Consider the following 26057-nt stretch of genomic DNA (forward strand, 5'->3'; position numbering starts at 1 on the left):
CACCTGGTTGCGGAACGTCACTGCTCCGGGTGGACGGCCAGTGCGGCAGCGGTCGTGCCGAGCAGTCGGCCCTCCTCGTAGGCGAGGGCCGGGGCGGGCAGCGACCCCTCGCGTCCGCTGAGGACGACGGTGAGGGTCGACCCGGTCCAGTCGGCCTCGGGCTTCGGCAGTTCGCCGATGCGGCGCAACGCCTGCGCGGCGACGGCGCCGGCGCTGCCGTGCAGCACGCGGGGCGGCCGGCCGGGCTGCTGGACGGCCGCGCGGATGCGTGCGGCGACCAGTTCGTAGTGGGTGCAGCCGAGGACGACGGTCGTCACGTCCTCGGGGGTCAGCGCCGCGGCGGCGGCGATGGCGGTGTCGATCGCGGCGTCGTCGGCGTGCTCCACGGCTTCGGCCAGTCCCCAGCAGGGGACCTCGGTGACCGGCACCCCGTCGGCGAACTCCTCGATGAGGCCCCGCTGATAGGGGCTGCCGGTGGTGGCGGGCGTCGCCCAGATGGTGAAGGGGCCGCCGCCGGACGCGGCCGGCTTGATCGCCGGGACCGTGCCGATGACCGGCAGTCCGGGTTCGAGGAGGGCGCGCAGGGCGGGCAGGGCGTGCACGGACGCGGTGTTGCAGCCGACGATCAGGGCGTCGGGCCGGTGGGCCGCCGCCGCCTCGGCGACGGCGAGGGCGCGCTCCGTCAGGTCCTCGGGGGTGCGCGGCCCCCAGGGCATGCCGTCGGGGTCCGAGGAGATCACGAGATCGGCGTCGGGCCGCAGCCGCCGTACCGCGGCGGCGGCGGGGAGCAGACCGATACCGGAGTCCATGAGCGCGATCTTCACCCGGCCACGATAGACGATGGCCTCGGTACGGCCGCTCCCGTGGGGCAGACTGCGGGCGTGAGCGCCTTCGCCTGGATCGCCGCCGGATCACTCACCGCCTGGCTGTGGCTGCTGCTCGGCCAGGGCTTCTTCTGGCGCACCGATGTGCGCCTGCCACCCCGCCGGGACCCGGACGACTGGCCGTACGTCTGTGTCGTCGTCCCCGCCCGTGACGAGGCCGCCGTCCTGCCCGAGAGCCTGCCGTCGCTGCTGGCCCAGGACTATCCCGGCCGGGCCGAGGTCCTCCTGGTGGACGACGGCAGCTCGGACGGCACCGGTGACCTGGCCCATGACCTGTCCCGGCGCTTCGGCGGGCTGCCCCTGACGGTGTCCTCGCCCGGGGAGCCGCCCGCCGGCTGGACGGGCAAGCTGTGGGCCGTACGGCACGGGATGGAGCTGGCACACGCGCGTGGGCCCGAGTTCCTGCTGCTGACGGACGCGGACATCGCGCACCGGCCGGACAGTCTGCGCGCGCTGGTGGCCGCCGCGCGCACCGGCGGCTTCCACCTCGTCTCCCAGATGGCCCGGCTGCGCGCCGAGAGCGTGTGGGAGCGGCTGGTGGTGCCCGCCTTCGTCTACTTCTTCGCCCAGCTGTATCCGTTCCGGTGGATCGGCGTACGGGGTGCGCGCACGGCCGCGGCGGCGGGCGGCTGTGTGCTGCTGAGCGCCGCGGCGGCCGGGCGGGCGCGCATCCCGGACGCGATCCGGCAGTCGGTCATCGACGACGTGGCGCTGGCCCGCGCGGTCAAGCGGAGCGGCGGCCACATCTGGCTGGGGCTGGCGGAGCGGGTGGACAGCGTGCGCCCCTACCCCGGGCTGCGCGATCTGTGGCACATGGTCGCGCGCAGCGCCTACGCCCAGTTGCGGCACAGCCCGCCGCTGCTGCTCGGCACGGTCCTCGGCCTCGCCCTGGTCTACCTCGTCCCGCCGGTCGCGCTCCTGACGGGGGTGGCCACGGGGGACACGGCGACGGCGCTCCTCGGCGGTGTGGCCTGGCTGGTGATGGCGGCGACGTACCTGCCGATGCTCCGCCACTACGGTCAGCCGGTCGGGCTCGCTCCGCTGCTGCCGTTCACCGCGTTCCTGTATCTGCTGATGACGGTCGACTCGGCGGTGCGGCACCACAGGGGCGTAGGCGCGGCCTGGAAGGGCCGCACCTACGCGCGCCCGGAGCCGGTGCCGGACGAGGGTTAGCGCGACGCCGGCTATTTCCTGCCGGGCGTCCAGTTCATGCCCCACCCGTAGGCGTAGTCGACCGTGCGCTGCGGGCTCACTCCGCGTTCGGGGACGAGGTAGCGGGCCTCACGCTGGACGATGAGGTCCCCGCCCTGGCTGGTGATGAGGGCGAGGGCGCAGACGGTGGAGGGGACGGTGCACTCGTCGAGGGAGAAGTCGATGGGGGCGCCGTGCTGCGGCTGGAGGGTGACCGTCGCGTGCAGGTCGGCGAAGGAGCGGGCTCCCTCGTAGATGGTGACGAAGATGAGGATGCGCCGGAAGTACTGCTGGTGGTCGAGGTTGATGGTGAGGTTCTCGCCGCTGCTGACGGCGCCGGTGCGGTCGTCGCCGTCGAGGTGGATGAACGGCGGCTGGCGCAGCGAGCCGAAGGCGTTGCCGAGCGCCTGGACGACTCCCTTGCTGCCGTCGGAGAGTTCGAACAGGGCGCACAGGTCGAGGTCGAGGTCCGCGTGCATGGCGACGGCCCGGCCCAGCTTGCTGCCCCACCCCTTGAACTGTTTGCGCACCTCCCAGTTGAGGTTCACGCGCATCGCGCCGGAGGTGCCGCCCTGTTTGGCCAGGGAGACCGCCGGGGCGTCCTTGGTGAGCGTGACCTTGGTGAGCCGGACCGGAGCCGGGGGCGCGGCGGGCGGGGCGGGCGGCGAGGGCGGAGCGGTGACGGGGCGGGCGGTCACGGGCGGAGCGACGGGCGCGGGCGCCGGTGCGGGTGCCGCCGCCGTGGTGTGCTGCGGTTCGTCCACGGAGATGCCGAAGTCGGTGGCGAGGCCTTCCAGTCCGCTGCTGTAGCCCTGGCCCACGGCGCGGAACTTCCAGGCGCCCTGACGGCGGTAGAACTCGCCGAGTACGAAAGCGGTTTCGGCGCCGGCGTCGGTGCTGTCGTAGCGCGCGAGCTCGGTGCCCGCCCGTTCGTCGAGGACCCGGATGTGCAGTCCGGGCACCTGCCCGAAGGTGCCGCCGTCCGCCGAGGCGGCCAGCACCACGGTCTCGACGGTGGGCTCCACGCGCGCGAGGTCGACGAGCAGCGACTCGGTCACCTGCCCGCCGGTGTCCCGTTTGCCCTCGTGCCGGACCGCGCCGGAGGAGTGGGCGGGCTGGTTGTAGAAGACGAAGTCGGCGTCCGAGCGCACTTTTCCGCCGACGAGCAACAGCGCCGAGGCGTCCGTGTCGGGCAGGCCCGGTCCGGAGCGCCGGCCCAGTTCCACGCGCAGCGCCGTGGTCGGCACCGCCGTGTTCGATCCTTTCGGCATTGACATGTCCGCCCCCATCAGAAGGTCATCCAGAAGGTCGTCGCCAGGCCGCGTCCCACGCGGACCGTCGGATCCGGCCGGATCCGTTGTCGGCGCCAAACCTATTCCCCCGGGACCCGGAACCCCCAGATCCCGTACCGAAAGATGCCCGGCCAACCGCTGGTAACCCCCTGGGAACTCGGCCTTTACACGATCAGTACGCGCTTTGCTGCCCTTTTTCGCCGAGTTCGCTCGCATTGGGGATCCGGCGTCACTGCCGACACGGAAAACAACCCTCTTATCGGTCTCCCCAACCAGCACATCGTGGGCTTAACTTATGTGCCATGACCTCCCCCCGCTCCACCTACGGCGGCGGTTACTACTCCGCCTCGTCCTTCGCGGACACCCCGATCTACGACTCACTCGTCGCCGAGCGGGGAACCCCTCAGATCGCCCCGATCCGGGTACCCGCCCAGTACGACACCCCGGGCAGCAACCTGCCCGCGCTCCCGTCGGCGCTGCCCGCGCTGCCGGCCGGCCCCTCCCAGCCGTCCTACGGCTATCCGCAGGCCCAGCAGCCCTCGCCGCTGCAGCAGGCCCCCAACGCGTACATCCCGCAGCAGGCCGGAGGTCCGCGCGGCTACCCGGGCGCCCAGCCGCAGCAGCAACAGCAGCGCCCGATGGCCGGTTACGAGGCCATGCGCCCGGCGGCTCCCCGCCCGGGTCCGGCGGGCCCGTACCCGCAGGACCCGTACAACGGCCAGCAGTACCGGGGGTACTGAGGCGCCGGGCACTGAGACAACCAGAGCATTCGGCATATTTCACCTGGGATTGTCACCGCCTGCTGGCAGGATGAGCCCATGGGGAATCCGTCACTGCACTCGATCCATGTCCACCCGCTGAAGGCGGCCCGGGGCTTCGCCCTGGACGAGGCCGTCGTGGAGCCCTGGGGGCTGGCGGGCGACCGTCGTTGGGTGCTGGTCGACGGCTCGGGCAAGGTCATCACACAACGTCCGCATCCGCGTATGACGTTGGCCGCCGCGGGGCTACTGCCCGGCGGCGGCCTCTTGCTGTCCGCGGCCGGCCGCGCGCCGCTCCCCGTCCCCGTGCCGGAGCCGACCGGCACGGTCACCGTGGAGATCTGGCGGGACAAGGTGGAGGGGGTCCTCGCGGGCGAGGCGGCGCACGCCTGGTTCAGCGACTTCCTCGGTGTCCCCGTGCGGCTCGTGCACCTCGACGACCCGGCGACCCGCCGCCCGATCGACCCCGAGTACGCCCGCCCCGGCGAGACCGTCACCTTCGCCGACGGCTATCCGCTGCTGCTCACCACGCTCGCCTCGCTGGACGCGCTCAACTCCCTGGTCGCACAGGGCGACCACCCCGAGGAGGGCCCGCTCCCGATGAACCGTTTCCGGCCGAACGTGGTGATCGACGGCACCGACGCCTGGGCCGAGGACGGCTGGCGGCGCGTCGCGATCGGCGAGGTCGTCCTCCGGGTCGCCAGGATGTGCGGCCGGTGCGTGGTCACCACCACCGACCAGGAGACCGCCGCACGCGGCCGTGAGCCGCTGCGCACCCTCGCCCGTCATCGCCGTTTCGGCGACAAACTGGTCTTCGGACAGAACCTCGTTCCGGAATCCCCGGGCACGGTTCGCGTCGGCGATCCGCTGCGGGTGCTCGAATAGCGCGCCTCGGCGCCTTCACCCCCCTCTCTCTTTGAATATTCAACCTCCTATGATTCCGTCCGTGCGGGGAACACAGACCTCGGTTCCGGCCGTTGGGCCTTTGTGAGAAGTCCATGAGAAGGCCGGTGGGAGGGTGATGTCACTCTCTCGTAAGGGGGTGGTGGGGCAGTGCGGGCGATCGGCGGGCTACAGGCGTTCGGCGGACTGTGGCGTTGGCGGCACAATCCACTGCGGCGGCCGACCGATCTCGCCGAGGCCTGGCTGGCGTTCGCGGCCCTCGTCCTGATCCTCGTCGCCGCCCCCCTGATCGGCGCCGCCGCCGGCACCAGCGCCCAGAGCGCCCTGCAGCAGTCCGTGCGCGACCAGCAGCAGTCCCGGCACCGGGTGACGGCCACCGTCGTCAAGAAGGTCGACGGCTCCCCGCTGGACCCCGATCCGGAGACCGCCACGACCCGCGACCGCCAGAGCCGGGTGGTCGCCGACTGGACCGGCCCGGACGGCACCGAACGCCAGGGCACGGTCATGGCGAACCTCAAGACCCCCCTGCCCGGCGACCGGTTCACGCTGTGGACCGACAGCCAGGGCCGCACGGTCGGCCGCCCGCTGGACACCGCCACCGCCACGACCCACGCGGTACTGGCCGGATTCGGCGCCACCGTGCTCGCCGCCGGGCTCGTCGAGGGCTGCAGACGGCTGATCGTCTGGCACATGATCCGCCGCCGGTACGCCCGCCTGGACCAGGCATGGGACAAGGCGGGGCCGGACTGGGGCAGGACGGGCACGGGCAGCTGACGGCCTTCCCACTCCGGTCAACTCCCCCTGCCCGCGCACGCTACGGTGGACCGACCAGCCGAACTGTTCGGCATCGACCCGCGTTCCACGAGGTGGGGGCAGAGCAACACCATGGCACAGGGCACGGTCCAGGTGACGCACACCGGTACATCGCGGTGGCGGCGCCGCACGGGTGAGTACTCTTCGCTCGCCGCGGCCCTGGAGGCCGCGAGCGACGGCGATGTGCTCATCGTCGCCCCCGGCACGTACCGGGAGAACCTCGTCGTGCAGCGGGAGGTCACGCTGCGCGGCCCGGAGGGTTCGCCCGGCTCGGTGCGCATCGCGCCCTTGGACGGCGTGCCGCTGACCGTGTCGGCCTCGGCCGTGATCCAGGACCTGCATGTGGAGGGCCAGGACACGACCGCGCCCGCGCTGCTCGTCGAGGACGGCACCCCCGAGCTGCTGGACCTGCGGATCGTCACCCGGTCCGCGGCCGGTATCGAGGTGCGCGGCGGCGCCCGCCCCACGGTCCGGCGCTGCACGGTCGACAACCCGGCCGGCAGCGGTATCGCCGTGGTCGACGGCGGCGGGGGCGTGTTCGAGGAGTGCGAGGTCGTCGCGGCGGGCCAGGCCGGAGTCGCGGTGCGCGGCGGCGGCCACCCCCGGCTGGAGCGCTGCCGGATCCACCACACCTCGGGCTCCGGCCTGACGGCGACCGGCGAGAACTCCGCGCTGGAGGCGGTCGGTTGCGAGGTCTACGAGGTCCGCGGCAGCGGAGTGCAGATCACCGGGCGGGCCACGGGCCATCTCACCGACTGCGATGTGCACCGCACGACGACCGACGGGGTCACCCTCGACACCGACGCGGTGCTCACCCTCGCCGACTGCCGCATCCACGACATCCCGGAGAACGCGGTGGACCTCCGCTCGCGCTCCGTCCTCACCCTGACCCGCACCTCGGTACGGCAGTTCGGGCGCAACGGACTGTCGGTGTGGGACCCGGGCACCCGCGTGGACGCCAACCAGTGCGAGATCTTCGACAGCACCGGCGACTACCCGGCCGTCTGGGTCAGCGACGGCGCGACCGTGGTACTGGAGTCCTGCCGGGTGCACGACGTGCCGGACGCCCTGTTCGTGCTGGACCGGGGCTCGCGCGCGGACGTCGTCGACAGCGACCTGTCGCAGGTGCGGAACACGGCGGTGTCGGTGAGCGACGGCGCGACCGCGCAGCTCGACGACTGCCGCATCCGGGACGCCGCGACGGGCGCCTGGTTCCGCGACCACGGCAGCGGCGGCACCCTCAACAACTGCACGGTGGACGGCACCCAGACCGGCGTGATCGTCACCAAGGGCGCCGACCCGACCATCGAGCGCTGCACGGTCACCTCGCCCGCCGAGGCCGGCTTCTACGTCTCCGCCGAGGGCCGCGGCAGCTTCCTCAACTGCCGGGTGACGGGCAGCGGAGGGTACGGCTTCCACGTCATCGACGGCTGCCGGGCGACCCTGCGCAAGTGCCGTACGGAGCGCTGCGCACGCGGTGGCTACGAGTTCGCGGACGGCGGTCCCGGCGCCCCGGGCGGCGGTCCGGTGGTCGAGGACTGCACCAGCGACGAGAGCGCGGGCGTTCGGCCCCCGGCTCTGCCGGAGACGGCCACGCAGACCACGTCCCGGTCGCCCGGTCTGCTGGGCTCGATCCCGGGTCAGCGCACCGCCGAACAGCCGCCGGCCGCCGTGCCCGACGCCGAGCCGGAGCAGCCGGCCCGGGCCTCCAAGGCCGTCCTCGGTGAACTGGACGCGCTGGTCGGCCTGGACAGCGTCAAGCGCGAGGTCCGCGCCCTGACCGACATGATCGAGGTGGGCCGCCGCCGCCAGCAGGCCGGCCTCAAGGCGGCCTCGGTGAAACGGCACCTGGTCTTCACCGGCTCACCCGGCACCGGCAAGACGACGGTCGCCCGCCTCTACGGCGAGATCCTGCACTCGCTCGGCGTCCTGGAGAAGGGGCATCTCGTCGAGGTGTCCCGGGTCGACCTGGTCGGCGAGCACATCGGCTCCACCGCGATCCGCACCCAGGAGGCCTTCGAACGGGCCCGTGGCGGTGTGCTGTTCATCGACGAGGCGTACGCGCTGTCGCCGGAGGACTCGGGGAGGGACTTCGGCAAGGAGGCCATCGACACCCTGGTGAAGCTGATGGAGGACCACCGGGACGCGGTCGTGGTGATCGTCGCGGGCTACACGGCCGAGATGGAGCGCTTCCTCACCGTCAACCCCGGTGTGGCGTCCCGTTTCTCACGGACCATCACCTTCGACGACTACGTCCCGGACGAGCTGCTGCGCATCGTGGAGCAGCAGGCCGAGGAGCACGAGTACCGGCTGGCGCCGGGCGCGGGCGAGGCCCTGCTGGACTACTTCACGGAGTTGCCCAAGGGCCCGGCCTTCGGCAACGGCCGGACCGCGCGGCAGACCTTCGAGGCGATGGTCGAGCGGCACGCGAGCCGGGTGGCCCACGTGGACGAACCGGACACGGACGCCCTGACGTTGCTCTACGCGGAGGACCTGCCGCAGCTGCCGTAGCGGATGTCGCTGGGGTTTGCCCCCGGGGGTGGACCCCACCCCCGGGGTACGGTCGGCCGGATGGGACCGGAGCGATCCGGCGGACAGCATGATCCTCATGAGAAACCGCACCCGACGAAACCTGCTCCTGGCCCTCTCCGTCTCGGTCACCGCGAGCGCGCTGACGGCCGTCACCGGCCCGGCCTCCGCCGCCGCGGCTCCCGCCTCCTCCCTCGCCTGGCGGCCCTGCGAACGGCCCGACGGCCCCGACGGGCAGGAGTGCGCGGACCTGCCCGTACCCCTGGACCACCGGGACCCCGACGGCCCGCGACTCAGCCTCGCCGTCTCCCGGTTACGCAGCGAGAACCCCGAGGCCCGGCGCGGCACCCTGCTGGTGATCCCGGGCGGCCCCGGCGGCTCCGGCGTCAGGCGGCTGACCCAGCAGGGAGACGCGCTGCGCGCGGAACTCGGTGGCACGTACGACATCGTCACCCTGGACCCGCGCGGCACCGGCGGCAGCACCCGGGCGAGGTGCGGTCTCTCCGCCGACGACCGGCACCTGGTGACCCTGCGGTCCTGGCCCGCGGCCGACGGCGGCATCGACGCGAACGTGGCCCGGTCCCGGCGTATCGCCGAGGCCTGCGCGAAGAACGGGGGCGCGGTGCTGCGCAGCCTCACCACCGCCAACGAGGTCCGGGACATCGACCTCTTCCGGCAGGCGCTCGGCGAGGAACGGCTGTCGGCGTACGCGGTGTCGTACGGGACGTATGTGGGCGCCGGCTACGCGCAGAAGTACCCGGAGCGGACCGACCGCCTGGTGCTGGACAGCAATGACGACCCGAATCCCCGGCGGGTCGCGCGGGGCTGGCTGGCGAACATGGCACGGGGCGCGGAGGACCGGTTCCCGGACTTCGCGGCCTTCGCCGCCGACCCCGCCCAGGAGCCGACGGGTCTGCGGCTCGCCGAACGGCCCGAGGACGTAAGGCCGTTGTTCCTGTCGCTGGCGGCCGAGCTGGACCGTGCGCCCAGGAGGACCACCACCGACGGCGTTCCCCTGACCGGCAACCGGCTGCGGCAGGCGATGCAGACCGCCCTGTACACCGACGACTCGTTCGACGAACTGGCCCGGCTCGTACGGCAGGTGATGGACCCGAGGGCGACACCGGTGCTCCCGCCCGATGTGGCCGGACCGCTGAGCGACGAGGAGGCGACGGTGGCCATGGCGGTGGTCTGCAACGACGTGCGCTGGCCGGTGTCCGTGGGTGCGCACCGGCGGGCGGTGGCCGACAGCCGGGTCCGGCACCCGCTCACGGCCGGGATGCCGGTGAACATCACGGCGTGTTCGTTCTGGAAGGACGGGCCGGTGGAGGAGCCGGCCCGGATCACCGACCGGGGGCCGTCCAACATCCTCATGGTCCAGAACCGGCGGGACCCGGCCACCCCCTACTCCGGTGCCCTGAACCTGCGGGCCGCGCTGGGCGACCGGGCCCGGCTCGTCACGGTGGAGAGCGGCGGCCACGGCGCGTACCTGGCCAACGGCAACGCGTGCGGCGACCGGGCGGTGACGGCCTTCCTCCGCACGGGCCAGCGGCCGGAGCGGGATGTCTCCTGCCCGGACGACTGACCCGGGACGCGGGCGGGCCCGGGGCCACGGGTGCCGGGGCTACGGGTGCCGGGGTTTCGGGAGCTCCGGGCCGATGCGGGCGAGCAGTTCCCGGCGCTCGTGGGCGAAGGCGGGGTCCGCCTGGTAGTCGGAGTGGCCGAGGATCGGGGCGGGCAGCGGGTGGGCGCCGGTACGGCCGTAGGCGAGCGGGTCCGTGAAGGGCTCGGCGTCGACCTGCGGCCCGTGCCGGCCCGTCAGCCGTACGGGGCCGCCGATGGGGTCGGTGAGGCGGTACAGGTTGCGCCAGCAGTCGACCTCGCGGTGCAGGGAGGCGAGCGGTTCGGGGCCGAAGTGGGCGGGGAACCAGCGGCCGTAGAGCCGTTCCAGCGGTGAGCCGTAGGTGAGCAGCGCGACCCGTCTGCGCACGGACGGGGTCAGCTGCCAGGCTGCGGCCGCCGCGAGGACGCTGCCCTGGGAGTGCCCGGAGATGACGAGCCGGCCGCCCGTGGTGCGGGTCCAGGTCGCCATCCGCCAGGTCAGGTCGGGCACGGCCCGCTCGGCGTAGCAGGGCGGGGCGAACGGATGTGCGGCGCGGGGCCAGAACGTGCCCACGTCCCAGAGGATGCCGATCGTGCGGCGGGCGGAGGCGTCCTTGTAGGCCCGGCGTCCCCAGGTGACGAACAGCAGGAAGCCCACGCCGATCAACCAGGACCCCAGTGCCTGGGCGGTCTGGGCGGCGCCCGCGACGAAGTCGGCCGAGCCGTGCGCCGCCCGCGCCGGGCTCTCGCGTGTCACGAGGGCGCCGGTCAGGGCTCCGGCGCCGAGCAGCAGGGTCGCCGTGGAGAGGACGCCGACGATCCGGGGCGCCCGGTCGGTGAGCGCGGCCATGGCCCGGGTGCGGGCGATCCGGCGCGTACGGCCGGCGTCCTGGGACTCCCGCTCCTCCCCCGGTCCCTTCTCCGTCGGCCGCGGCTCCGTCACGTCGTACTCCTGTTCCACCGCCGTGGTCTCCGCCCGGCGCAGGACCCAGGTGCGGCGGGCGAGCCAGCCGAGGAGGACGAGGACCACCAGGAGGAGGGGCGGGATGACGGAGGCCTGCCAGGTGAGGAGGACCGGTGGGCCGGGCAGGGCGTCGGTGGTGCCGCCCAGCCAGTCGGCGACGCGTTGGGCGACTCCGGCGGACATCACCCCGCCCAGGGCGCAGGCGAGCATGGCGACGGCGGGGCCGGCCAGACCGTACATGGCGGTGCGCGGATCGGGACGGGAGCGGTACAGCGTGTGGGCGACCACGCCGAGCGCGACGACCAGCAGGCTCTGGACCAGGGTGATGCCGCCGAAGGCCAGGTCGCCCGGCAGCCTCCCCGCCGACCGCCAGCCGGGGCGTGACCACCCGGCGTACACCACGGCCAGGACGAGCACGGCGATCGAGCAGGCGGGCAGCCAGCGGACCAGTCGCTCGTCCAGGGCCCTGTCCAGACGGCGCTCGCTGCGGCCCCGGCGGCAGACCACCCACACGACGACGGCGGCGAGCACCGCGAGGGACGTGTTCAGCAGCCAGCCCAGCAGTTCCAGCAGGGCGGGGCCGCCCGCCCTGCGGTCCTGGCGGGCCGCGGAGGTGCCGACGCCCGCCGCCACGGTCAGGAGACCGGCCGCCGCGTGGGCGGCCCGCAGCCTGGCCACCAGACGGCGCCCGTACCAGAAGCCGGGCCGGCCGAGGGCGACCCGGGCCGTGTCCTCGACGTCGGGGGCGGCACGGGGCCCCCTCCGGCCGTCGGGGCGGTCGTCGTCGTGGTCCATGGGGCGCTGGGACTCGTACTCGCTCCAGGTGCGGTGGGAGAGGTACCACAGGAGCCCGGTCAGCGCGGTGGGCACCAGGGCCGCGAGGCCGAGGCGGCGGCCGGGCTGGCTCCACCAGCCGTCGTCGGAGACGGCCGGGGAGAGGAAACCGAGCCAGGTGTGCGCCTGGGCGCACGCACGTGCGCCCGCGCACTGCCAGGCGGCCAGGTCGAGGGCCACCTCACAGGCCGCCGCGACGAGCAGCACGGTCAGGGTCAGCCCGGCCAGCCGGACGAGGAGGCCGTAGAGGCGTACCGTCCGCCGGCGGTCGCGGGTACTGGGGCGCATCCAGTGGGCGAGGTTGACGACCATGAACGGCAGCAGCAACAGCCACAGGGCGCGGGAGCCGTTTCCGGACGTGAGGTTGCACCACACATAGGCCTCGGGGACGGGCTCGCCCCGGTGGTCGGCGGGACGTTTCTCCGCGTCGGCGTCGTCGATCCGCCGGAACACGGCGGCCGTGTCGTCACCGGTGATCCGGACCGTGCGGGGGTCGTCCAGCATGCGCTCGGGGGTGGTGCCGCCGACACCGTGGACGAGGAGTTCCAGGGCGGTGCCGTCCGGGGTGGGCCGGTCGGATTCCGGCTGATCTTGCGCCTCGACGGGCTGCGGATGTTCCCTGGGTTCCGTATGTGTCGTATGTTCCCTCGCACGATCCACTGTTCCGCTTCCCCCGTGATGCGCCGCAAGTCAGGTGTGATGTGCAGGCACTGATGATCGCCGCTGAGCGGGCCCCGTACACCTGTGGTCACCGAATCTCCCCGATCCGTGTGATAGTGGCGGGCGCGAGGAACGGAGCGTGACGTGCACGTGACTGTGCAAGCAGTGGCGTCACCCGAGGTGGGGCGTGCGAATATGGGACGTCCTCGGGACCGGGGACGGGGGAATGTCCTCGTCGGAGGGGGTAGGGAAGGCGTGTCGGGTGTGATGGGGCGAGAGGACCGGAGCGGGCGTGAGTGAGAACCAGAACCTCCTCGCGGAGCAGCGCCGGGCCCTGATCCTCGACGAGGTACGACGGCGGGGCGGGGTCCGGGTCAACGAGCTGACCCGCCGGCTCGGCGTGTCGGACATGACGGTGCGCCGTGATCTGGACGCGCTCGCCCGCCAGGGCGCGGTGGAGAAGGTGCACGGCGGCGCGGTGCCGGTGGCCGAGGCGAGCACCCACGAGCCGGGCTTCGAGGCGAAGTCCGGGCTGGAGCTGAGCGCCAAGGAGGACATCGCGCGAGCCGCCGCGGAGCTGGTCGCCCCGGGGTCGGCGATCGCGCTGTCCGGCGGTACGACGACCTACGCGCTGGCGCACCGGCTGGTGGACGTGGCGGATCTGACCGTGGTCACCAACTCGGTGCGGGTCGCCGATGTCTTCCACGCCGCCCAGCGCACGACCGGCCCCCGGCAGGGGGCGGCGACCGTGGTGCTCACGGGTGGCGTGCGCACGCCGTCCGACTCCCTGGTGGGGCCGGTCGCCGATCAGGCGATCGCGGCGCTCCACTTCGATGTGCTCTTCCTCGGGGTCCACGGCATATCGGTCGAGGCGGGGCTGTCGACGCCGAATCTGGCGGAGGCCGAGACGAACCGGCGGCTCGTGCAGTCGGCCCGGCGGGTCGTCGTGGTGGCGGACCACACCAAGTGGGGCACGGTGGGGCTGAGTTCGTTCGCCGCGCTGGAGCAGGTGGACACCCTGGTGACCGACGCGGGGCTGGCCGCGCAGGCGCGGGCCGAGATCTCCGAGCATCTGCGGCGGTTGGTGGTGGCCGGGGAGGACTTCGACGACGGTTCCTCGGACGAGTGAGCGCCGTGGTGCCGTGAGGGGCCCTCAGTCCGTCCACACCCCCGTGGCCAGCAGTGTTTCGATCGCCGTCGCGTACGGGGTGATGTCCAGGCCCTGTTCGCTCAGCCACGCGTCGGAGTAGTACTTGTCGAGGTAGCGGTCGCCCGGGTCGCACAGGAGCGTGACCACGCTGCCCTGGCGGCCCTCGGCGACCATCTCGGCGGTGATCTTGAGGGCGCTCCAGAGACCGGTTCCCGTCGAGCCGCCCGCCTTGCGGCCGATGGCGTTCTCCAGGGCGCGTACGGCGGCGACGCTGGCCGCGTCGGGGACCTTCATCATGCGGTCGACGGCACCGGGGACGAAGCTGGGCTCCATGCGGGGGCGGCCGATGCCCTCGATCCGGGAGCCGCAGTCGCAGGTGACGTCGGGGTCGCCGGTGGTCCAGCCCTCGAAGAAGCAGGAGTTCTCCGGGTCCGCGACACAGATGCGGGTGTCGTGCTGCATGTAGTGGACGTAGCGGGCGATGGTCGCGGAGGTGCCGCCGGTGCCGGCGGTGGCGACGATCCAGGCGGGCTCGGGGAAGCGCTCCATCCGGAGCTGGCGGAAGACGGATTCGGCGATGTTGTTGTTGCCCCGCCAGTCCGTGGCCCGCTCGGCGTAGGTGAACTGGTCCATGTAGTGGCCGCCGGTCTCCCCCGCGAGGCGGGCGGACTCCTCGTACATCTTCCGTGAGTCGTCCACGAAGTGGCAGCGCCCGCCGTGGAACTCGATCAGCCGGATCTTCTCGGCGCTGGTCGTGCGGGGCATGACGGCGATGAAGGGGACGCCGATCAGTTTGGCGAAGTACGCCTCGGAGACGGCCGTGGAGCCGCTGGACGCCTCGATGACCGGGCGGCCCGGCCGGATCCAGCCGTTGCACAGGCCGTAGAGGAAGAGGGAGCGGGCGAGGCGGTGTTTGAGGCTGCCGGTGGGGTGGGTCGACTCGTCCTTGAGATACAGGTCGATGCCCCAGCGCTCGGGCAGCGGGAAGCGCAGCAGATGGGTGTCGGCGGAGCGGTTGGCGTCGGCCTGGACCTTGCGGACGGCTTCTTTGAGCCAGCCGCGGTACTCGCTGTCGCTGTGATCGACATCGAGGGTCGCGCCCGGACGGGTGGGGTGGGGGGTGCTCACGGCGGGCTCCTCACGCGGTGCGCCGACGGCGGATCGCGGCGTCGGACACCCCGATCATAAACAGCTTCCGCACGCTTCTCACCTGCATAAACATCACTTTGAGCCCCTCAAAGGCACTCCTGTGGCAAGGATGCGCGGGGCGCGTGGGGGGCGCATGCCGCGCGTGCGCCGGAACTCCGCCCCCGGTCCACCGTGCGCACTGGTGCTCGACGCGGGGGACGTGCAGACTTCACCGCACGGGCCGGGTCCAGGCCGGAGGGGCACTCGGGGAAGGCGACTCGGGCACACTGGATCACGGTCCTGCGGAGACGGATCACGACACAGGGCAGTCGAGGCGCACTAGGGGGCGGGGTACATGGCCGAGCCGGAGTTCACGGCCACGGGCGTGCGGATCGGGAAGAGGCTGCGGCAGCTGACCCGGGCGGGCCAGGTCCGGATCGAGGACGGGCGGCTGCAGCTGCTGACGAGTTACGGCAGCGAGATCGACAGCGCCCCGGTGCAGGCGGTGCGCGCCTCGAAGCCCTGGTTCGCCAACGAGGACCGGGCGTTGGCCGACGTCAACGGCACGCGCTACACGCTCACACTGAACGAGCACGACCCCGCTCCGGGGAAGCCCGGTCCACCCTCGGCGCGCCGTTTCATAGAGGCGGTCCGCCGGGCGGCCGGACGCGGCTGACGACCGCGAGTTGCGGGACCGGATCCCCTGCGTCACTCTGGTCTCACGTCACTCTGGGTTTACCGGCGATAACGCTGCGAACCAGCCCGCCGGCCATGTCAGCGGGCGGCGGTTGTACGCAGCCACCCCACGAGCAGGCGGCAGCCCCGGCTTCCGCCACCAGGCGGCAGCCCCGGCTTCCGCCACCAGGCGGCAGTCACAGGCGGCCGCACCACAGCGGGCGGCGTTTTCGCGCAGCCACCTCGCTGGATCCGTACTCCGATCTTCTTCCGGACTCAATTCGGGGAGTCGCAGCCGTGATCAGCCAGCAAAGCAGGCACTGCACGGTGGAGCTCCAAGCCCTGCCGTCGCGGATCGGCCAGGTCCGCAGAATCGTATCTGCGCAATTGCGCTACTGGCATCTGGATCCGTTGATAGAGCGGGCCGCACTCGGGGTGACCGAGCTGCTGTCCAACGTCCACCGGCACGCCGAGCCGGACAAGATGTGCACCGTGGAGATGGAGCTGCTCCTCGGGCGCCTCACGGTCTCGGTGCGCGACAACGACCCCCGCCTCCCGGTCGTCCAGGACGCGGAGCCCTTCGCCACCTGCGGTCGCGGTCTCGCGATGGTCGCCGCGGTGAGCGAGAGCTGGGGGGTGCGGCCGCACGCCGAGTCGGGGAAGGTCGTGTGGTTCACGCTGCCGGCGTCCTCGGCGGCGGTGCCGAAGATCTCGCCGTACGACGCCGGGCTGACCCTGGACGTCGAGCCGACCCTCGACGCCGGCCAGCCGTACGACACCGGACGCAGGCCCGCCGTGCGCGGGCGCAGGTCCGAACACGCCCCCGCCCGGTCGGCCGTCGCAGGCTGACCGGGCGGTGACCATACCGCCGCCGTACGGGAGCACGGCGCCCCGGGCCGGCACGGGCCCGGGGCGATGGGCGACACGCCGACGGTCAGCCCGGACCGCCGCCCTTGGCCGCCGGGCCGAACTGCTCGTCCAGCACGGACAGTCGGCGCCAGTACTCTTCCTCGTCGATCTCCCCCGAGGCGAAGCGGCGGCCGAGCACGGCGATCGGGGAGTCACCGGACGGGCGGGGATCGCCCCCGTACCGGCGCGGCTCCCCCGCCGCCACGCCGGGCCGTGCGCCGCAGGAAGGTGACGGCGCCGACGACCAGCGCCGCCCAGATCAGCGGGAAGAGAAGGATCCAGGGGCCGGGGCCGCCGCCGCCCCAGTGCGCGAGTGTCTGCATCTCGAACTCATCTCCTTGGTCGAGCGCTTCTTCTCCCTCGTGGTGCAGAGATGCTTCGAGGTTCCCGCGGCGAAGGGGTGCGGGGCGTCCTGCGGAGGGCGGCAGTGGGGGTACCTCCGCGGGAGTACGGCGCGCCTACCGGTGGGTGGGGGTTCGGTGCGTCGGCGGATGCGGGTGCGGGTGCGTCGTGGTCGCTCGCCCGGTTCCCCGCGCCCCTGCCAAGCATCGGGCGCGCACCTGCCGCCGGACCCCGTACGCGTCCGCCGTCAGCCCACGGAGATGTCCACCGACGGCCGTAGCTTCGCCGCGGACGCCAGGGCCTCGTGGACGGGATGGGTGCCGAAGGAGGCCAACAGGGTCCGGTCGGCGGGGTGTTCGGCGGACGGGTAGGCGGACTGGAAGCGCGGGCCCCAGCGGCGGGCGCCGAGGCGGCGTTCGGCCAGGATCACGCTGCGCAGTCGCCTCGCAGCCGGGTTCACCTTCCGATCATCCGGGGGACAACCTCCGTACGCGCGAAAGCAATTGCGCATTTCCCCACCTCCACGGCATTCGGAATTATTGCTTTCACTTTTCCTCCGCGGCACAACCTTCAACGAGTCACGGGCCTCTAATCCGGCGAACCGAAATGGGGGTCCGTCGGAAATGAAGTGGGTAGCTCAGCGGAACTCGGTGTGCCGAGCGGACAGGGACCGGGTGTGAAAGTGAAAACCCGTTCCGTGGTGCGAGGCCGGCCGCAGGGAAAGGCCGCGCTGTTCGCCGCCGCGCTCACCGTCGCCGTGCTCTGCGCGGGCGATGTGGTGGCCCGCAGCTATCCGTTCGGGGCGCGGACCCGGAGTGTCAACGACCTCGGCAATCAGTACGTGCCGTTCCACGCCCATCTCTGGGATCTGCTGCACGGCAGGGGCGACGGCGGGCTGGTCGTCAACTGGCAGTCGGGGTTCGGGGCCAGCTTCCTGCCCGACCTAGGGACCTATCTCGGCAGTCCGTTCGCGCTGCTCGTGGCGGTGTTCCCGAGGGATCAGATCGATCTCGCGGTGTACGTGGTCACCCTGGTGAAGGTGGCGGCGGCCGGCGCGGCCATGGCGTGGCTGCTGCTCGCCCTGCGCCCCGGGCGCTGGTGGGCGGCGGGGCTGCTCGGCTCGTCGTACGCGCTGTGCGGCTGGACCCTGGCGGACGGGGTCTACAACCCGATGTGGCTCGACGGCCTGGTCTTCCTGCCGCTGCTCTGCCTGGTCGGCGAATGGGCCCGGCGGGGGCGGCGCCCGCTCCTCGGTGTGCTGATCGTGGCGCTCGCGTGGACCGCCAACTTCTACACCGCGTACATGGCCACCCTCGCCGCCGCCCTGGTGCTGCTGCTCCGGCTGGCGCTCGCCGACCTCTCGCGACGGCAGCGGCTCGCGGCGGCGGGCCGCGCCGCCCTGGTCGCGGTCCTCGGCATGGGCCTGGCCGCGCCCCTGGTGACGGTCGTCTACTTCGGCACCCGGCACTCCTCTCCGGGCCGGGTGCGGCAGTTCGTGCCCGTCCCCACCGAGGACCTGCTCGCCCGGCTGCTCCCGGGGACGTACAGCTACGGGACGCCGGCCGTGTTCGTGGGCACCACCGCGCTGCTGCTGGCGCTCGCCCTGCCCTTCCACAGGGCGGCACCGGCGCGGGTGCGCGCCGGGTGGACGCTGCTGGTGGGGGCGGTGGCCCTGTCGATGCAGTGGGGGCCGACGCATCTGCTCTGGCACGCCTTCGCCACGCCGCAGGGCAGCTCGTACCGGCAGTCCTTCGTGCTGTGCGCGCTGCTGGTGATCGCCGCCTGGCACGCCCTGTCGTACGGCGTTCCCGGCCCGCGTGCGCTGGGCGCGGCGGGCGCGCTGCTGGCGCTGGTGATCGTCGTCGCGAGCGGGAGCGAGCGGACCGTGCGCGCCTTCACGCTCCCACTCGCCCTGCTGGCCGCCGCCGGTGCGCTGGGCGGTCTGATCCTGCTCGGGGCGAGGCGGCGGGACGGCCGGCCCCTCGCCGTTCTCGCCATGGCGCTGCTGGTGTGCACCCAGTTCGGGGAGGCCGCCGTGACCTCCGCCGCCGACACCCGGCTGCGGCTCGGGCACATGGACGACTACACGCCCTGGGGCGCGCGGCAGCGGGAGCAGTCGGAGGCGATCGCCGGGGCCGACGGCTGGCCGCGGTACCGGACCGACCCGGGCCGGGAGCAGACCGTCGGCAACGACCCGCTGCTGGTGGGCGGGCAGGGCGCCCAGTACTACAGCAGCCTCACCTCCGACGTGCTCAGCCGGACGCTGACCGCGCTCGGGGGCGGCTGGACCTCGCGCGGCCGGAGCGTGCAGAGCCTCGACAACGCCGTCACGGACGTGATCTTCTCCGTCGGCGCCCGGGTGCACTCGCCGCCGGACCCGCACCAGAACTGGTTCGCACAGGACGGCAGCGGGGTCACCGTGACCCGGCGGGACGTGCCGCCGCTGGTGACGGTACGGCCGCACGCCGACCGGGCCGAGGGCTCCACCGGCCTCTCCGCCTTCGGGCCGTCGCCGTACCGCAACCAGGAGATGCTGCTGGGCACGCGCGTGTACACCGTGCCCCGGCTCACCGTGCGCACCGCGGCGGGGAAGCCGCCGTCCCCGAGTGACGACGCGCGGCCGGGGGTGCGGGTGGGCCCGCTGCCCTACATCAGCGCGCCGGACAGGCCGACGATCACGGGCCGGTGTCCGGCGGCGTCCGAGCTGTATCTGTGGGCGCCGCATCTGTCCGGCACGGCGCGGCTCGCCGACGGCGCCGGTTCAGGTTCCAGCCCCGAGGTCGGTTCCGAGGCCGACTCCGGTTCCGAGGCCGGTTCCCGATCCGCCGGGGAGCCGACCGGACGGTTCCGGTCCGATCAGCCCGTCACCAAGATCGCGCCGATGCAGCGGCTGGGCAGCGTCGGGGACTCCGGACGGTTCCGGATCGAGCTGTCGCCGAACAGGACGAGTGTCGTGCCGAAGGGCGCGGTCGGCTGTCTGGACACCGCGCGGCTGCGCACCGCCGTCGAGGGACTGAAGGCCACCGGCGCCACGAGGGTGAGCGTGGAGGACGGCACGATCAAGGCCCGACTGCCCGCCCACAGCACGGGCGTCGCGGTGATCGCCGCGCCCCGGATCTCCGGCTGGCGCTGTGCCGCCGACCACGCCCCCGCCGTACCCGCCAAGGACTACCACGGCCTGATCGCCGTGCCCCTCTACGGCTCCGCGAGCAGCGTGACCTGCACCTTCCATCCACCGGGGCTGCGCCTGGGCACGGCGGTCGGGGCCGTCTCGCTCACCGCCGTGCTCCTGATCGGGGCGACCGGCCGGGTCCGCCGTCGCCGGGGCCGGGCCGAACCGGTGGCCGGACCACCGGCCGGCTCCCGACCCGCGCCGCCCGACCACCCGACCGCACAGGAGCGCCTGACCACCGCTCGGTGAACCGAACCGCACCCCTGGGGGAGAACCCATGCTCATCTCGATCGTCGCACCCTGCTACAACGAGGAAGCCGTCGTCGCACGCTTCCACGAGGAGATCCAGAAGATCGCGGAGGAACTGCTTCCGCTCGGCCACGACATGGAGTTCGTGTACGTCGACGACGGCAGCCGGGACCGTACGCTCGCCGTGCTGAAGCAGCTGGCGGAGCTGGACGCGCGCGTCCGGTACGTCTCGTTCAGCCGCAACTTCGGCAAGGAGGCGGCGCTGCTCGCGGGTCTGCGGCACGCCGCCGGGGACTCCGTGATCGTCATGGACGCCGATCTGCAGCACCCGCCGGACCTGATCCGCCGCATGGTCGGTCTGCGCGAACAGGGCTACGACCAGGTCATCGCCCGCCGCAACCGCACCGGCGACGGTCTGCTGCGCACCGCCACGGCCCGTGTGTACTACCGGCTGGTCAACCGGCTCGTGGACGTCGAACTCGTCGACGGTGTGGGGGACTTCCGGCTGCTGTCACGCCGGGTGGTGGACGCGGTCCTGGACCTCACCGAGTACAACCGCTTCTCCAAGGGGCTCTTCGCCTGGGTCGGTTTCCCGGGCACGACCTTCGAGTACGAGAACGCGGTACGTGAGCACGGCCGCAGCTCCTGGGGCTTCCGGTCCCTGCTCAACTACGGGATCGACGGGCTCCTCTCCTTCAACAACCGGCCGCTGCGGGCCGCCCTCCACCTCGGCCTGTGCCTGCTGGTGTGCGCGGGGCTCTACACGGCGTGGATCGTGGGCGCCGCACTCGTCGACGGCGTGGAGACCCCGGGCTATGTCACCATCGTCATGGCCGTCACCGCCCTCGCCGGCGTACAGATGATCATGCTCGGGGTGATCGGGGAGTACACGGGCCGGATCTACTACGAGGTGAAGGGGCGCCCGCACTTCCTGGTGAAGGCGACCAATGTGGAGGAGGCAGCGCAGGTGGAGCGGACGGAGGGGCACGCGGCGTGCGGCACGACGAAGGACCTCATTCGCTGATGGGGACGGCGACACGTACGCAGACGCTCCCCGAGGCCCGCCCGATGCCGGAACGCCGCATATCGGGGCAGATCATCACCTTCGCCCTGGTCGGTGTGGTCAACACCCTGATCTACTACGGCCTTTACCTGCTCTTCCTCAATTGGCTTCCCTATCTCGGCGCGCATGTACTCGCATTCTCGCTGAGCATGACGGGTTCCTTTTTCCTGAACGCGCGATTCACCTATCGCATCCGCCCGACCTGGCGGAAATTCCTTCTGTTCCCGCTGACCAATGCCACGAATTTCCTGCTCACCACGGCGGGTGTGTATGTGATCGTGGACGTCCTGCACGCGGGCAACCGGTTCGCCCCGCTGCTCGCGTCGGGGGCGGCCATTCCGGTGACGTTCGTGGTGTCCCGCACGATCATGCTGCGGGACTCCCCCAGCCCGTGAGGGATGTCAGGACAGCGCGCCCAGCGGGTCGTCGAGCACCGGCTGCCACGCCAACTCGGCCGCCCCGACCAGGCTGTTGTGGTCCAGGGTGCAGGCCAGGATCGGAGGGACCCCGCTCTGTCGTCCCCACAGGCCGCGGTCGGCGACGACGGCGCTCAGCCGGTCGGGGTCGGCGTCGAGCAGGGCGCGGTGCATGCCGCCCAGGATGATGCGGTCGGGGTTGAGGATGTTGACCAGGCCCGCGAGCCCGAGGCCGAGCCGGTCGATGATGGTCTCGGCGGCCGTGCGGACGGCCGGGTCGTCGTACCGGGTGCCGATCAGGTCGTTGGCCTGCTTGAGCAGGGAGCCCTCGGGGCCCGGATCGCGGCCCACGGCGGCCAGGAAGGCGCGCGGGTCGGCCTCGACGTCCAGGCAGCCGCGGCTGCCGCAGTGGCAGGGGCGGCCCTCGGGGTTGACGGTGAGATGGCCGACTTCGAGGGCGAGGCCCGAACTGCCCATGTGCAGCCGGCCGTCGAGGACCAGCGCACCGCCGACACCCCGGTGCCCGGTGGCCACGCACAGCAGATCGCGGGAGCCGCGCCCGGCGCCGTGCCGGTGCTCGGCCAGGGCGGCGAGGTTGACGTCGTTGGCGGCGAACGCGGGCTCCTCGATACCGGCCGCGCGCACCCGCTCGGCGAAGATCTCCCGCACGGGCGCCCCGGCCGGCCAGGCCAGATGCAGCGGATTCAGCGCGAGGCCCGCCGGTTCGGCGACCGCGGACGGTACGGCGAGCCCGGCGCCCACACAGCGCCGGCCGGTCTCCCGCAGCAGTACGGCGCCCGCGTCGACGACCGAGCCGAGCACCTTCGCCGGGTCGGCGGTCACGATCTCGCGGGCGGGCGTGGTGGCGACGATCCGCCCGCCGAGGCCGACCAGCGCGGCCCGCCAGCCGTCGGCGTGCACCTGGGCGGCGAGGGCGACGGGCCCTTCCTCCGCGACCTCCAGACGGTGCGAGGGGCGGCCCTGGGACCCGGCGGCGGCGCCCGGGTGCGCGTCGACCCGGATCAGCCCCAGCGCCTCCAACTCGGCGGCGACGGCGCCGGCCGTGGCCCGGGTGACGCCCAGTTCGGCGGTGAGCACGGCCCTGGTCGGGGCCCGGCCGGTGTGCACCAGTTCCAGCGCCGGACCGAGCGCGCTCCTCCCCCGGTCCAGTCGAGCGCGTGTCGCCGTCGGTGTCCCTTCGCCCGCCGCCTTGGGGGCCGCCTTCCCGTCCATGAGGGGGAGTCTCCCATGATCCGCAGCGCGTCGGCCCCCGCCCGTCAGGTGTTCAGCCGTCGTCGAGGTCGTCGTGGAGGTCCGGCGTGAAGGCCGTCGCCGTAGCCGCCACGTGGATGGACGGCTCCGGGGGCGCCGGGCGGTGCTCGGCGGCCGGGCGCCGGGCGGTGCTCGGTTAGCCTGGGCACACGATGAGCGACCGTATGACCGCGCCCTGGGGCGAGTACGCCCTGGCCCGCTTTCCCGAGAACCCCCGTGACCCGCTGCGTGCCTGGGACGCGTCCGACGCGTATCTGCTGCGCCATCTCGCGGAGAGCGGGACGCCGCTGGACGGGCCGGGCGCAGACGGCACGGACAGGGACCGGACGGCCGCGGACGGGGCCCCGACCGGGGCGGTCGTGATCGTCGGGGACCGCTGGGGCGCGCTGACCACCGCGCTCGCCGAGTACGGGCCGACACGGACCACGGCGCTGATCACCGACTCGTTCCTGAGCCGGGAGGCGACCCGGGCCAACCTGGAGCGCAACGGCGTGGCGGCGGACTCGGTACGGCTGCTCACCACCCGGGACACTCCCCCGGAGCGGATCGACGTCCTCGTCGTGCGCGTCCCCAAGAGCCTCGCGCTGCTGGAGGACCAGCTGCACCGGCTCGCGCCCGCCGTGCACGAGGGCACGGTCGTGGTCGGCACCGGGATGGTCAAGGAGATCCACACCTCCACGCTGCGGCTCTTCGAGCGGATCCTCGGCCCGACGCGCACGTCGCCGGCGCAACAGAAGGCGCGGCTGATCTTCTGCACCCCGGACACGGCGGTCCTCAAGGGCCGGGGGAACGACCCGTGGCCGTTGACCTATCAACTCCCGGGCAACACCGGCCTGTTGGCGGGGCGGACCGTCGTCAACCACGCGGGGGTCTTCTGCGCCGACCGGCTCGACATCGGCACCCGGTTCTTCCTGCGGCACCTGCCGAAGGACACGGGCGGCGGGCGGGTCGTCGACCTGGGGTGCGGCAACGGTGTGGTCGGCACGGCGGTCGCGCTGGCCGACAGGGACGCCGAGGTGGTGTTCGTCGACGAGTCGTACCAGGCGGTGGCCTCGGCGGAGGAGACGTACCGGGCGAACCGGCCGGACGCCGGCGAGCGGGCCGAGTTCCGTGTCGGTGACGGGCTGGAGGGGTTCGCGGCGGGGAGCGTCGATCTCGTCCTGAACAACCCGCCGTTCCACTCCCACCAGGCGACGACCGACGCCACGGCCCGGCGGATGTTCGGCGGGGCGCGGCGGGCGCTGCGGCCGGGCGGTGAGCTGTGGGTGGTGGGCAACCGCCATCTGGGCTATCACGTGACGCTGCGGCGGATCTTCGGCAACAGCGAACTCGTGGCGAGCGACGCCAAGTTCGTGGTGCTGCGGGCGGTCAGGCGGAGTTAGCGGCTCCGGCCGGGAGGCCGGTTCCGCGCAGGGCGCGCGGGGAGGCGCCCAACTCCCTGCGGCAGGCCTTGTTGAAGGCCTGGAGGTCGGGGATGCCGACGGAGGCGGCCACGGCGGGGATGGAGAGGGTCGTGGCGCGGAGCAGATGGTGGGCGCGTTCGAGCCTGCGGCGGCGGATGTAGGCGACGACCGTGCCACCGGTCTCGGTGTGGAACAGCCGGGTCAGATGGTTGTGGGAGACACCGGCCACGCGGGCGATCTCCGGGATGGTGAGCGGCGCCGCGAGATGGGCCTCGATATGGGCGATGGCGGTGGTGACCGCCGGGTGCGGGCCGGGGTCCGCCGCGGCGGGCGGGGTGAGGTGGGCGACACGCCACAGGGTGGTCCACAGCTCGGCCCGGGTGCGGTCGGGCTCGCTGGGCGCGGCGGCCACCGCCTGGAGCAACAGGCCGGTGAGCACGGGGAGTTCGGGACCGGCGTCCTGGACCACCGGGACCGTGCGGGGCGGTCCGGCCGGGGTGATGCGCAGATGGGCGAAGAGGTGTTCGGAGCGGCCCCGGTAGCGGTAGCGGACGGTGGTGCCGGGCGGTACGAGGCTGACCCGGCCGGGGCGCAGGGCGTGGGCCGTGCCGTCGACGGTCAGTTCGGCCTCGTACTGGTAGAGGTGCAGCTGCCACAGTTCCGGCAGCCGGAACACGTCCGTGCGGCTCGCCACGCCGTGGACGCCGACACCGATGAGGGCGACGTCCGGCGGCTCACCGAGGTGGATCTCCGTCTCCCGCATGCCGAAAAAATACCAGTGACGGGCATCACACTCCGGTCCTGAGCGGCGCACTTCGCCAGACGGTCACATTCCCACGCGGGACGGACACGTACGGACGCCGCGACGGCCCGTCCGGGCCGGCCGGGCCGTCCACCCGGGCGGAAGGGCCGCTCATGCCCACGGAGGGGCCGCTCACCCCGGCGGTAGCCCGCTCACCCCGGCGAAAGGGCACCTCACCCCGACGGAAGGTCCGCTTCCGTCCGCAGGACGCCGATGAGGCGGGCCACCGTCTCCGCCATCGCCGCCCGGCCCGCCGTGAGGTACGTGCGCGGGTCCACGGCCTCGGGGTGTGCGGTGAGGTACTCCCGGACCGCTCCGGTCAGGGCGATGTTGAGCGCGGTGCCGATGTTGACCTTGGCGATGCCGCCCGTGACGGCGGCCCGCAGTTCACCGTCCGGGACGCCGGAGGAGCCGTGCAGGACGAGGGGGACGTCCAGGGCGGCGGCCAGCCGCCGCAGAAGGGTGTGGTCGAGGGTGGCGGTGCGGGTGGTCATGGCGTGCGAGCTGCCGACGGCGACGGCGAGCGCGTCCACGCCCGAGTCCGCCACGAAGGCCCGTGCCTCGTCGGGGTCGGTACGGGCGCCGGGCGCGTGCGCGTCCAGCGGGGCCGCGCCGTTCTTGCCGCCCACCTGTCCCAACTCGGCCTCGATCCACAGCCCTTGGCCGTGCGCCCGGGCCACGGCGGCATGGGTCGCGGCGAGGTTGTCCAGGTAGGGCAGCCGGGAGGCGTCGTACATCACGGAGCTGAACCCGGCGTCGGCGGCCCGGCTCAGCAGGCCGTCGCTCCGGATGTGGTCGAGGTGGAGTGCGACGGGCACGGCCGCCCGCTCGGCGGCGGCCGTCGCGGCGCGGGCCAGCGGGAGCACATCCCCGTCATGGAACCTGACCGCGTTCTCGCTGACCTGGAGGACGACCGGCGCGGCCACGGACTCGGCGCCCGCGACCACCGCCTCGATGTGCTCCAGGGTGATGACGTTGAACGCGGCCACCGCCGAGTGTGCGGCGGCGGCCCCGGTGATCAGTTCACCGGTCGTCGTGAGGGGCAC

At 73.0% G+C, this 26057-nt stretch carries 21 protein-coding genes and 1 pseudogene; 13 read left to right on the forward strand and 9 right to left on the reverse strand.

Annotation, left to right across the window (positions count from 1 at the left end; genetic code table 11):
- Nucleotides 1-17 precede the first annotated feature (17 nt).
- Nucleotides 18-824 (reverse strand): glutamate racemase, encoded by an 807-nt coding sequence (locus tag J8M51_RS08620; RefSeq protein ID WP_086762186.1) that lies wholly within the window; start codon nucleotides 822-824, stop codon nucleotides 18-20.
- 57 nt (nucleotides 825-881) lie between these two features.
- Here J8M51_RS08620 and J8M51_RS08625 point away from each other — a divergent pair, with 57 nt between their 5' ends.
- Nucleotides 882-2057 carry a glycosyltransferase gene (locus J8M51_RS08625; RefSeq protein ID WP_267299080.1) on the forward strand — a complete coding sequence of 392 codons (1176 nt, stop codon included), beginning with the start codon at nucleotides 882-884 and terminating at the stop codon, nucleotides 2055-2057.
- 11 nt (nucleotides 2058-2068) lie between these two features.
- Here the strand turns inward: J8M51_RS08625 and J8M51_RS08630 are convergent, their stop codons facing one another.
- Nucleotides 2069-3352: a TerD family protein gene (locus J8M51_RS08630; RefSeq protein WP_267299081.1), complete on the reverse strand. Its 1284-nt coding sequence runs from the start codon at nucleotides 3350-3352 to the stop codon at nucleotides 2069-2071.
- A gap of 317 nt (nucleotides 3353-3669) precedes the next feature.
- Between J8M51_RS08630 and J8M51_RS08635 the strand changes: the two genes are divergently transcribed.
- The 5 genes from J8M51_RS08635 (at nucleotide 3670) to J8M51_RS08655 (ending at nucleotide 9955) form a co-directional block, all read left to right on the forward strand.
- Entirely contained in the window at nucleotides 3670-4107 is a 438-nt protein-coding gene (locus tag J8M51_RS08635) for a DUF6643 family protein (RefSeq protein WP_086760939.1), read from the forward strand.
- Nucleotides 4108-4185: 78 nt separating this feature from the next.
- On the forward strand, nucleotides 4186-5010 hold the full coding sequence (locus J8M51_RS08640) for an MOSC domain-containing protein (RefSeq protein WP_086760941.1): 825 nt from the start codon (nucleotides 4186-4188) through the stop codon (nucleotides 5008-5010).
- A 168-nt stretch (nucleotides 5011-5178) separates the two neighbouring features.
- Nucleotides 5179-5802: an Rv1733c family protein gene (locus J8M51_RS08645; RefSeq protein WP_086760943.1), complete on the forward strand. Its 624-nt coding sequence runs from the start codon at nucleotides 5179-5181 to the stop codon at nucleotides 5800-5802.
- A gap of 111 nt (nucleotides 5803-5913) precedes the next feature.
- Nucleotides 5914-8352: a right-handed parallel beta-helix repeat-containing protein gene (locus tag J8M51_RS08650; protein WP_179203356.1), complete on the forward strand. Its 2439-nt coding sequence runs from the start codon at nucleotides 5914-5916 to the stop codon at nucleotides 8350-8352.
- Nucleotides 8353-8449: 97 nt separating this feature from the next.
- The gene (locus J8M51_RS08655; protein WP_179203357.1) at nucleotides 8450-9955 is read left to right on the forward strand and encodes an alpha/beta hydrolase; all 1506 of its coding nucleotides are present in this window, start codon (nucleotides 8450-8452) and stop codon (nucleotides 9953-9955) included.
- Between the two features lie 39 nt (nucleotides 9956-9994).
- Here J8M51_RS08655 and J8M51_RS08660 read toward each other — a convergent pair whose 3' ends face one another.
- Entirely contained in the window at nucleotides 9995-12430 is a 2436-nt protein-coding gene (locus J8M51_RS08660) for a hypothetical protein (RefSeq protein ID WP_086760947.1), read from the reverse strand.
- 292 nt (nucleotides 12431-12722) lie between these two features.
- Here J8M51_RS08660 and J8M51_RS08665 point away from each other — a divergent pair, with 292 nt between their 5' ends.
- Nucleotides 12723-13559 carry a DeoR/GlpR family DNA-binding transcription regulator gene (locus J8M51_RS08665; protein ID WP_086760949.1) on the forward strand — a complete coding sequence of 279 codons (837 nt, stop codon included), beginning with the start codon at nucleotides 12723-12725 and terminating at the stop codon, nucleotides 13557-13559.
- Between the two features lie 24 nt (nucleotides 13560-13583).
- Here the strand turns inward: J8M51_RS08665 and cds1 are convergent, their stop codons facing one another.
- Nucleotides 13584-14708: an L-cysteine desulfhydrase Cds1 gene (cds1, locus tag J8M51_RS08670; protein ID WP_086760951.1), complete on the reverse strand. Its 1125-nt coding sequence runs from the start codon at nucleotides 14706-14708 to the stop codon at nucleotides 13584-13586.
- A gap of 355 nt (nucleotides 14709-15063) precedes the next feature.
- Between cds1 and J8M51_RS08675 the strand changes: the two genes are divergently transcribed.
- Nucleotides 15064-15384, forward strand: coding sequence for a hypothetical protein (locus J8M51_RS08675; protein WP_046705218.1), 321 nt, complete (start codon nucleotides 15064-15066; stop codon nucleotides 15382-15384).
- 296 nt (nucleotides 15385-15680) lie between these two features.
- On the forward strand, nucleotides 15681-16232 hold the full coding sequence (locus J8M51_RS08680; protein WP_179203358.1) for an ATP-binding protein: 552 nt from the start codon (nucleotides 15681-15683) through the stop codon (nucleotides 16230-16232).
- 85 nt (nucleotides 16233-16317) lie between these two features.
- Here the strand turns inward: J8M51_RS08680 and J8M51_RS08685 are convergent.
- Both J8M51_RS08685 and J8M51_RS08690 read right to left on the reverse strand, forming a co-directional pair.
- Nucleotides 16318-16615, reverse strand: a pseudogene (locus J8M51_RS08685) (SHOCT domain-containing protein).
- Nucleotides 16616-16881: 266 nt separating this feature from the next.
- The gene (locus tag J8M51_RS08690; RefSeq protein ID WP_256965956.1) at nucleotides 16882-17094 is read right to left on the reverse strand and encodes a hypothetical protein; all 213 of its coding nucleotides are present in this window, start codon (nucleotides 17092-17094) and stop codon (nucleotides 16882-16884) included.
- A gap of 222 nt (nucleotides 17095-17316) precedes the next feature.
- Between J8M51_RS08690 and J8M51_RS08695 the strand changes: the two genes are divergently transcribed.
- The 3 genes from J8M51_RS08695 to J8M51_RS08705 are packed head-to-tail and all read left to right on the forward strand — an operon-like array spanning nucleotide 17317 to nucleotide 21513.
- Entirely contained in the window at nucleotides 17317-20055 is a 2739-nt protein-coding gene (locus tag J8M51_RS08695; protein WP_256965958.1) for a YfhO family protein, read from the forward strand.
- Between the two features lie 28 nt (nucleotides 20056-20083).
- A complete protein-coding gene (locus tag J8M51_RS08700) occupies nucleotides 20084-21079 on the forward strand; it encodes a glycosyltransferase family 2 protein (protein WP_086760957.1) in 996 nt (331 codons plus the stop codon).
- A gap of 44 nt (nucleotides 21080-21123) precedes the next feature.
- On the forward strand, nucleotides 21124-21513 hold the full coding sequence (locus J8M51_RS08705) for a GtrA family protein (protein WP_086760976.1): 390 nt from the start codon (nucleotides 21124-21126) through the stop codon (nucleotides 21511-21513).
- Nucleotides 21514-21519: 6 nt separating this feature from the next.
- Here the strand turns inward: J8M51_RS08705 and J8M51_RS08710 are convergent, their stop codons facing one another.
- Complete coding sequence (locus J8M51_RS08710; RefSeq protein WP_086760959.1) at nucleotides 21520-22767, reverse strand: ROK family protein; 1248 nt, start codon at nucleotides 22765-22767, stop codon at nucleotides 21520-21522.
- Nucleotides 22768-22958: 191 nt separating this feature from the next.
- Here J8M51_RS08710 and J8M51_RS08715 point away from each other — a divergent pair, with 191 nt between their 5' ends.
- The gene (locus tag J8M51_RS08715; RefSeq protein WP_179203359.1) at nucleotides 22959-24188 is read left to right on the forward strand and encodes a methyltransferase; all 1230 of its coding nucleotides are present in this window, start codon (nucleotides 22959-22961) and stop codon (nucleotides 24186-24188) included.
- On the opposite strand, the gene J8M51_RS08720 is transcribed toward J8M51_RS08715, so the two are convergent.
- Complete coding sequence (locus J8M51_RS08720) at nucleotides 24175-24972, reverse strand: AraC family transcriptional regulator (RefSeq protein WP_086760962.1); 798 nt, start codon at nucleotides 24970-24972, stop codon at nucleotides 24175-24177. The two genes, J8M51_RS08715 and J8M51_RS08720, sit on opposite strands and share 14 nt — an antisense overlap.
- Nucleotides 24973-25184: 212 nt before the next feature.
- The gene (locus J8M51_RS08725; RefSeq protein WP_086760964.1) at nucleotides 25185-26057 is read right to left on the reverse strand and encodes a class II fructose-bisphosphate aldolase; all 873 of its coding nucleotides are present in this window, start codon (nucleotides 26055-26057) and stop codon (nucleotides 25185-25187) included.

Source organism: Streptomyces griseiscabiei (assembly GCF_020010925.1).
GTDB classification, from domain to species: domain Bacteria; phylum Actinomycetota; class Actinomycetes; order Streptomycetales; family Streptomycetaceae; genus Streptomyces; species Streptomyces griseiscabiei.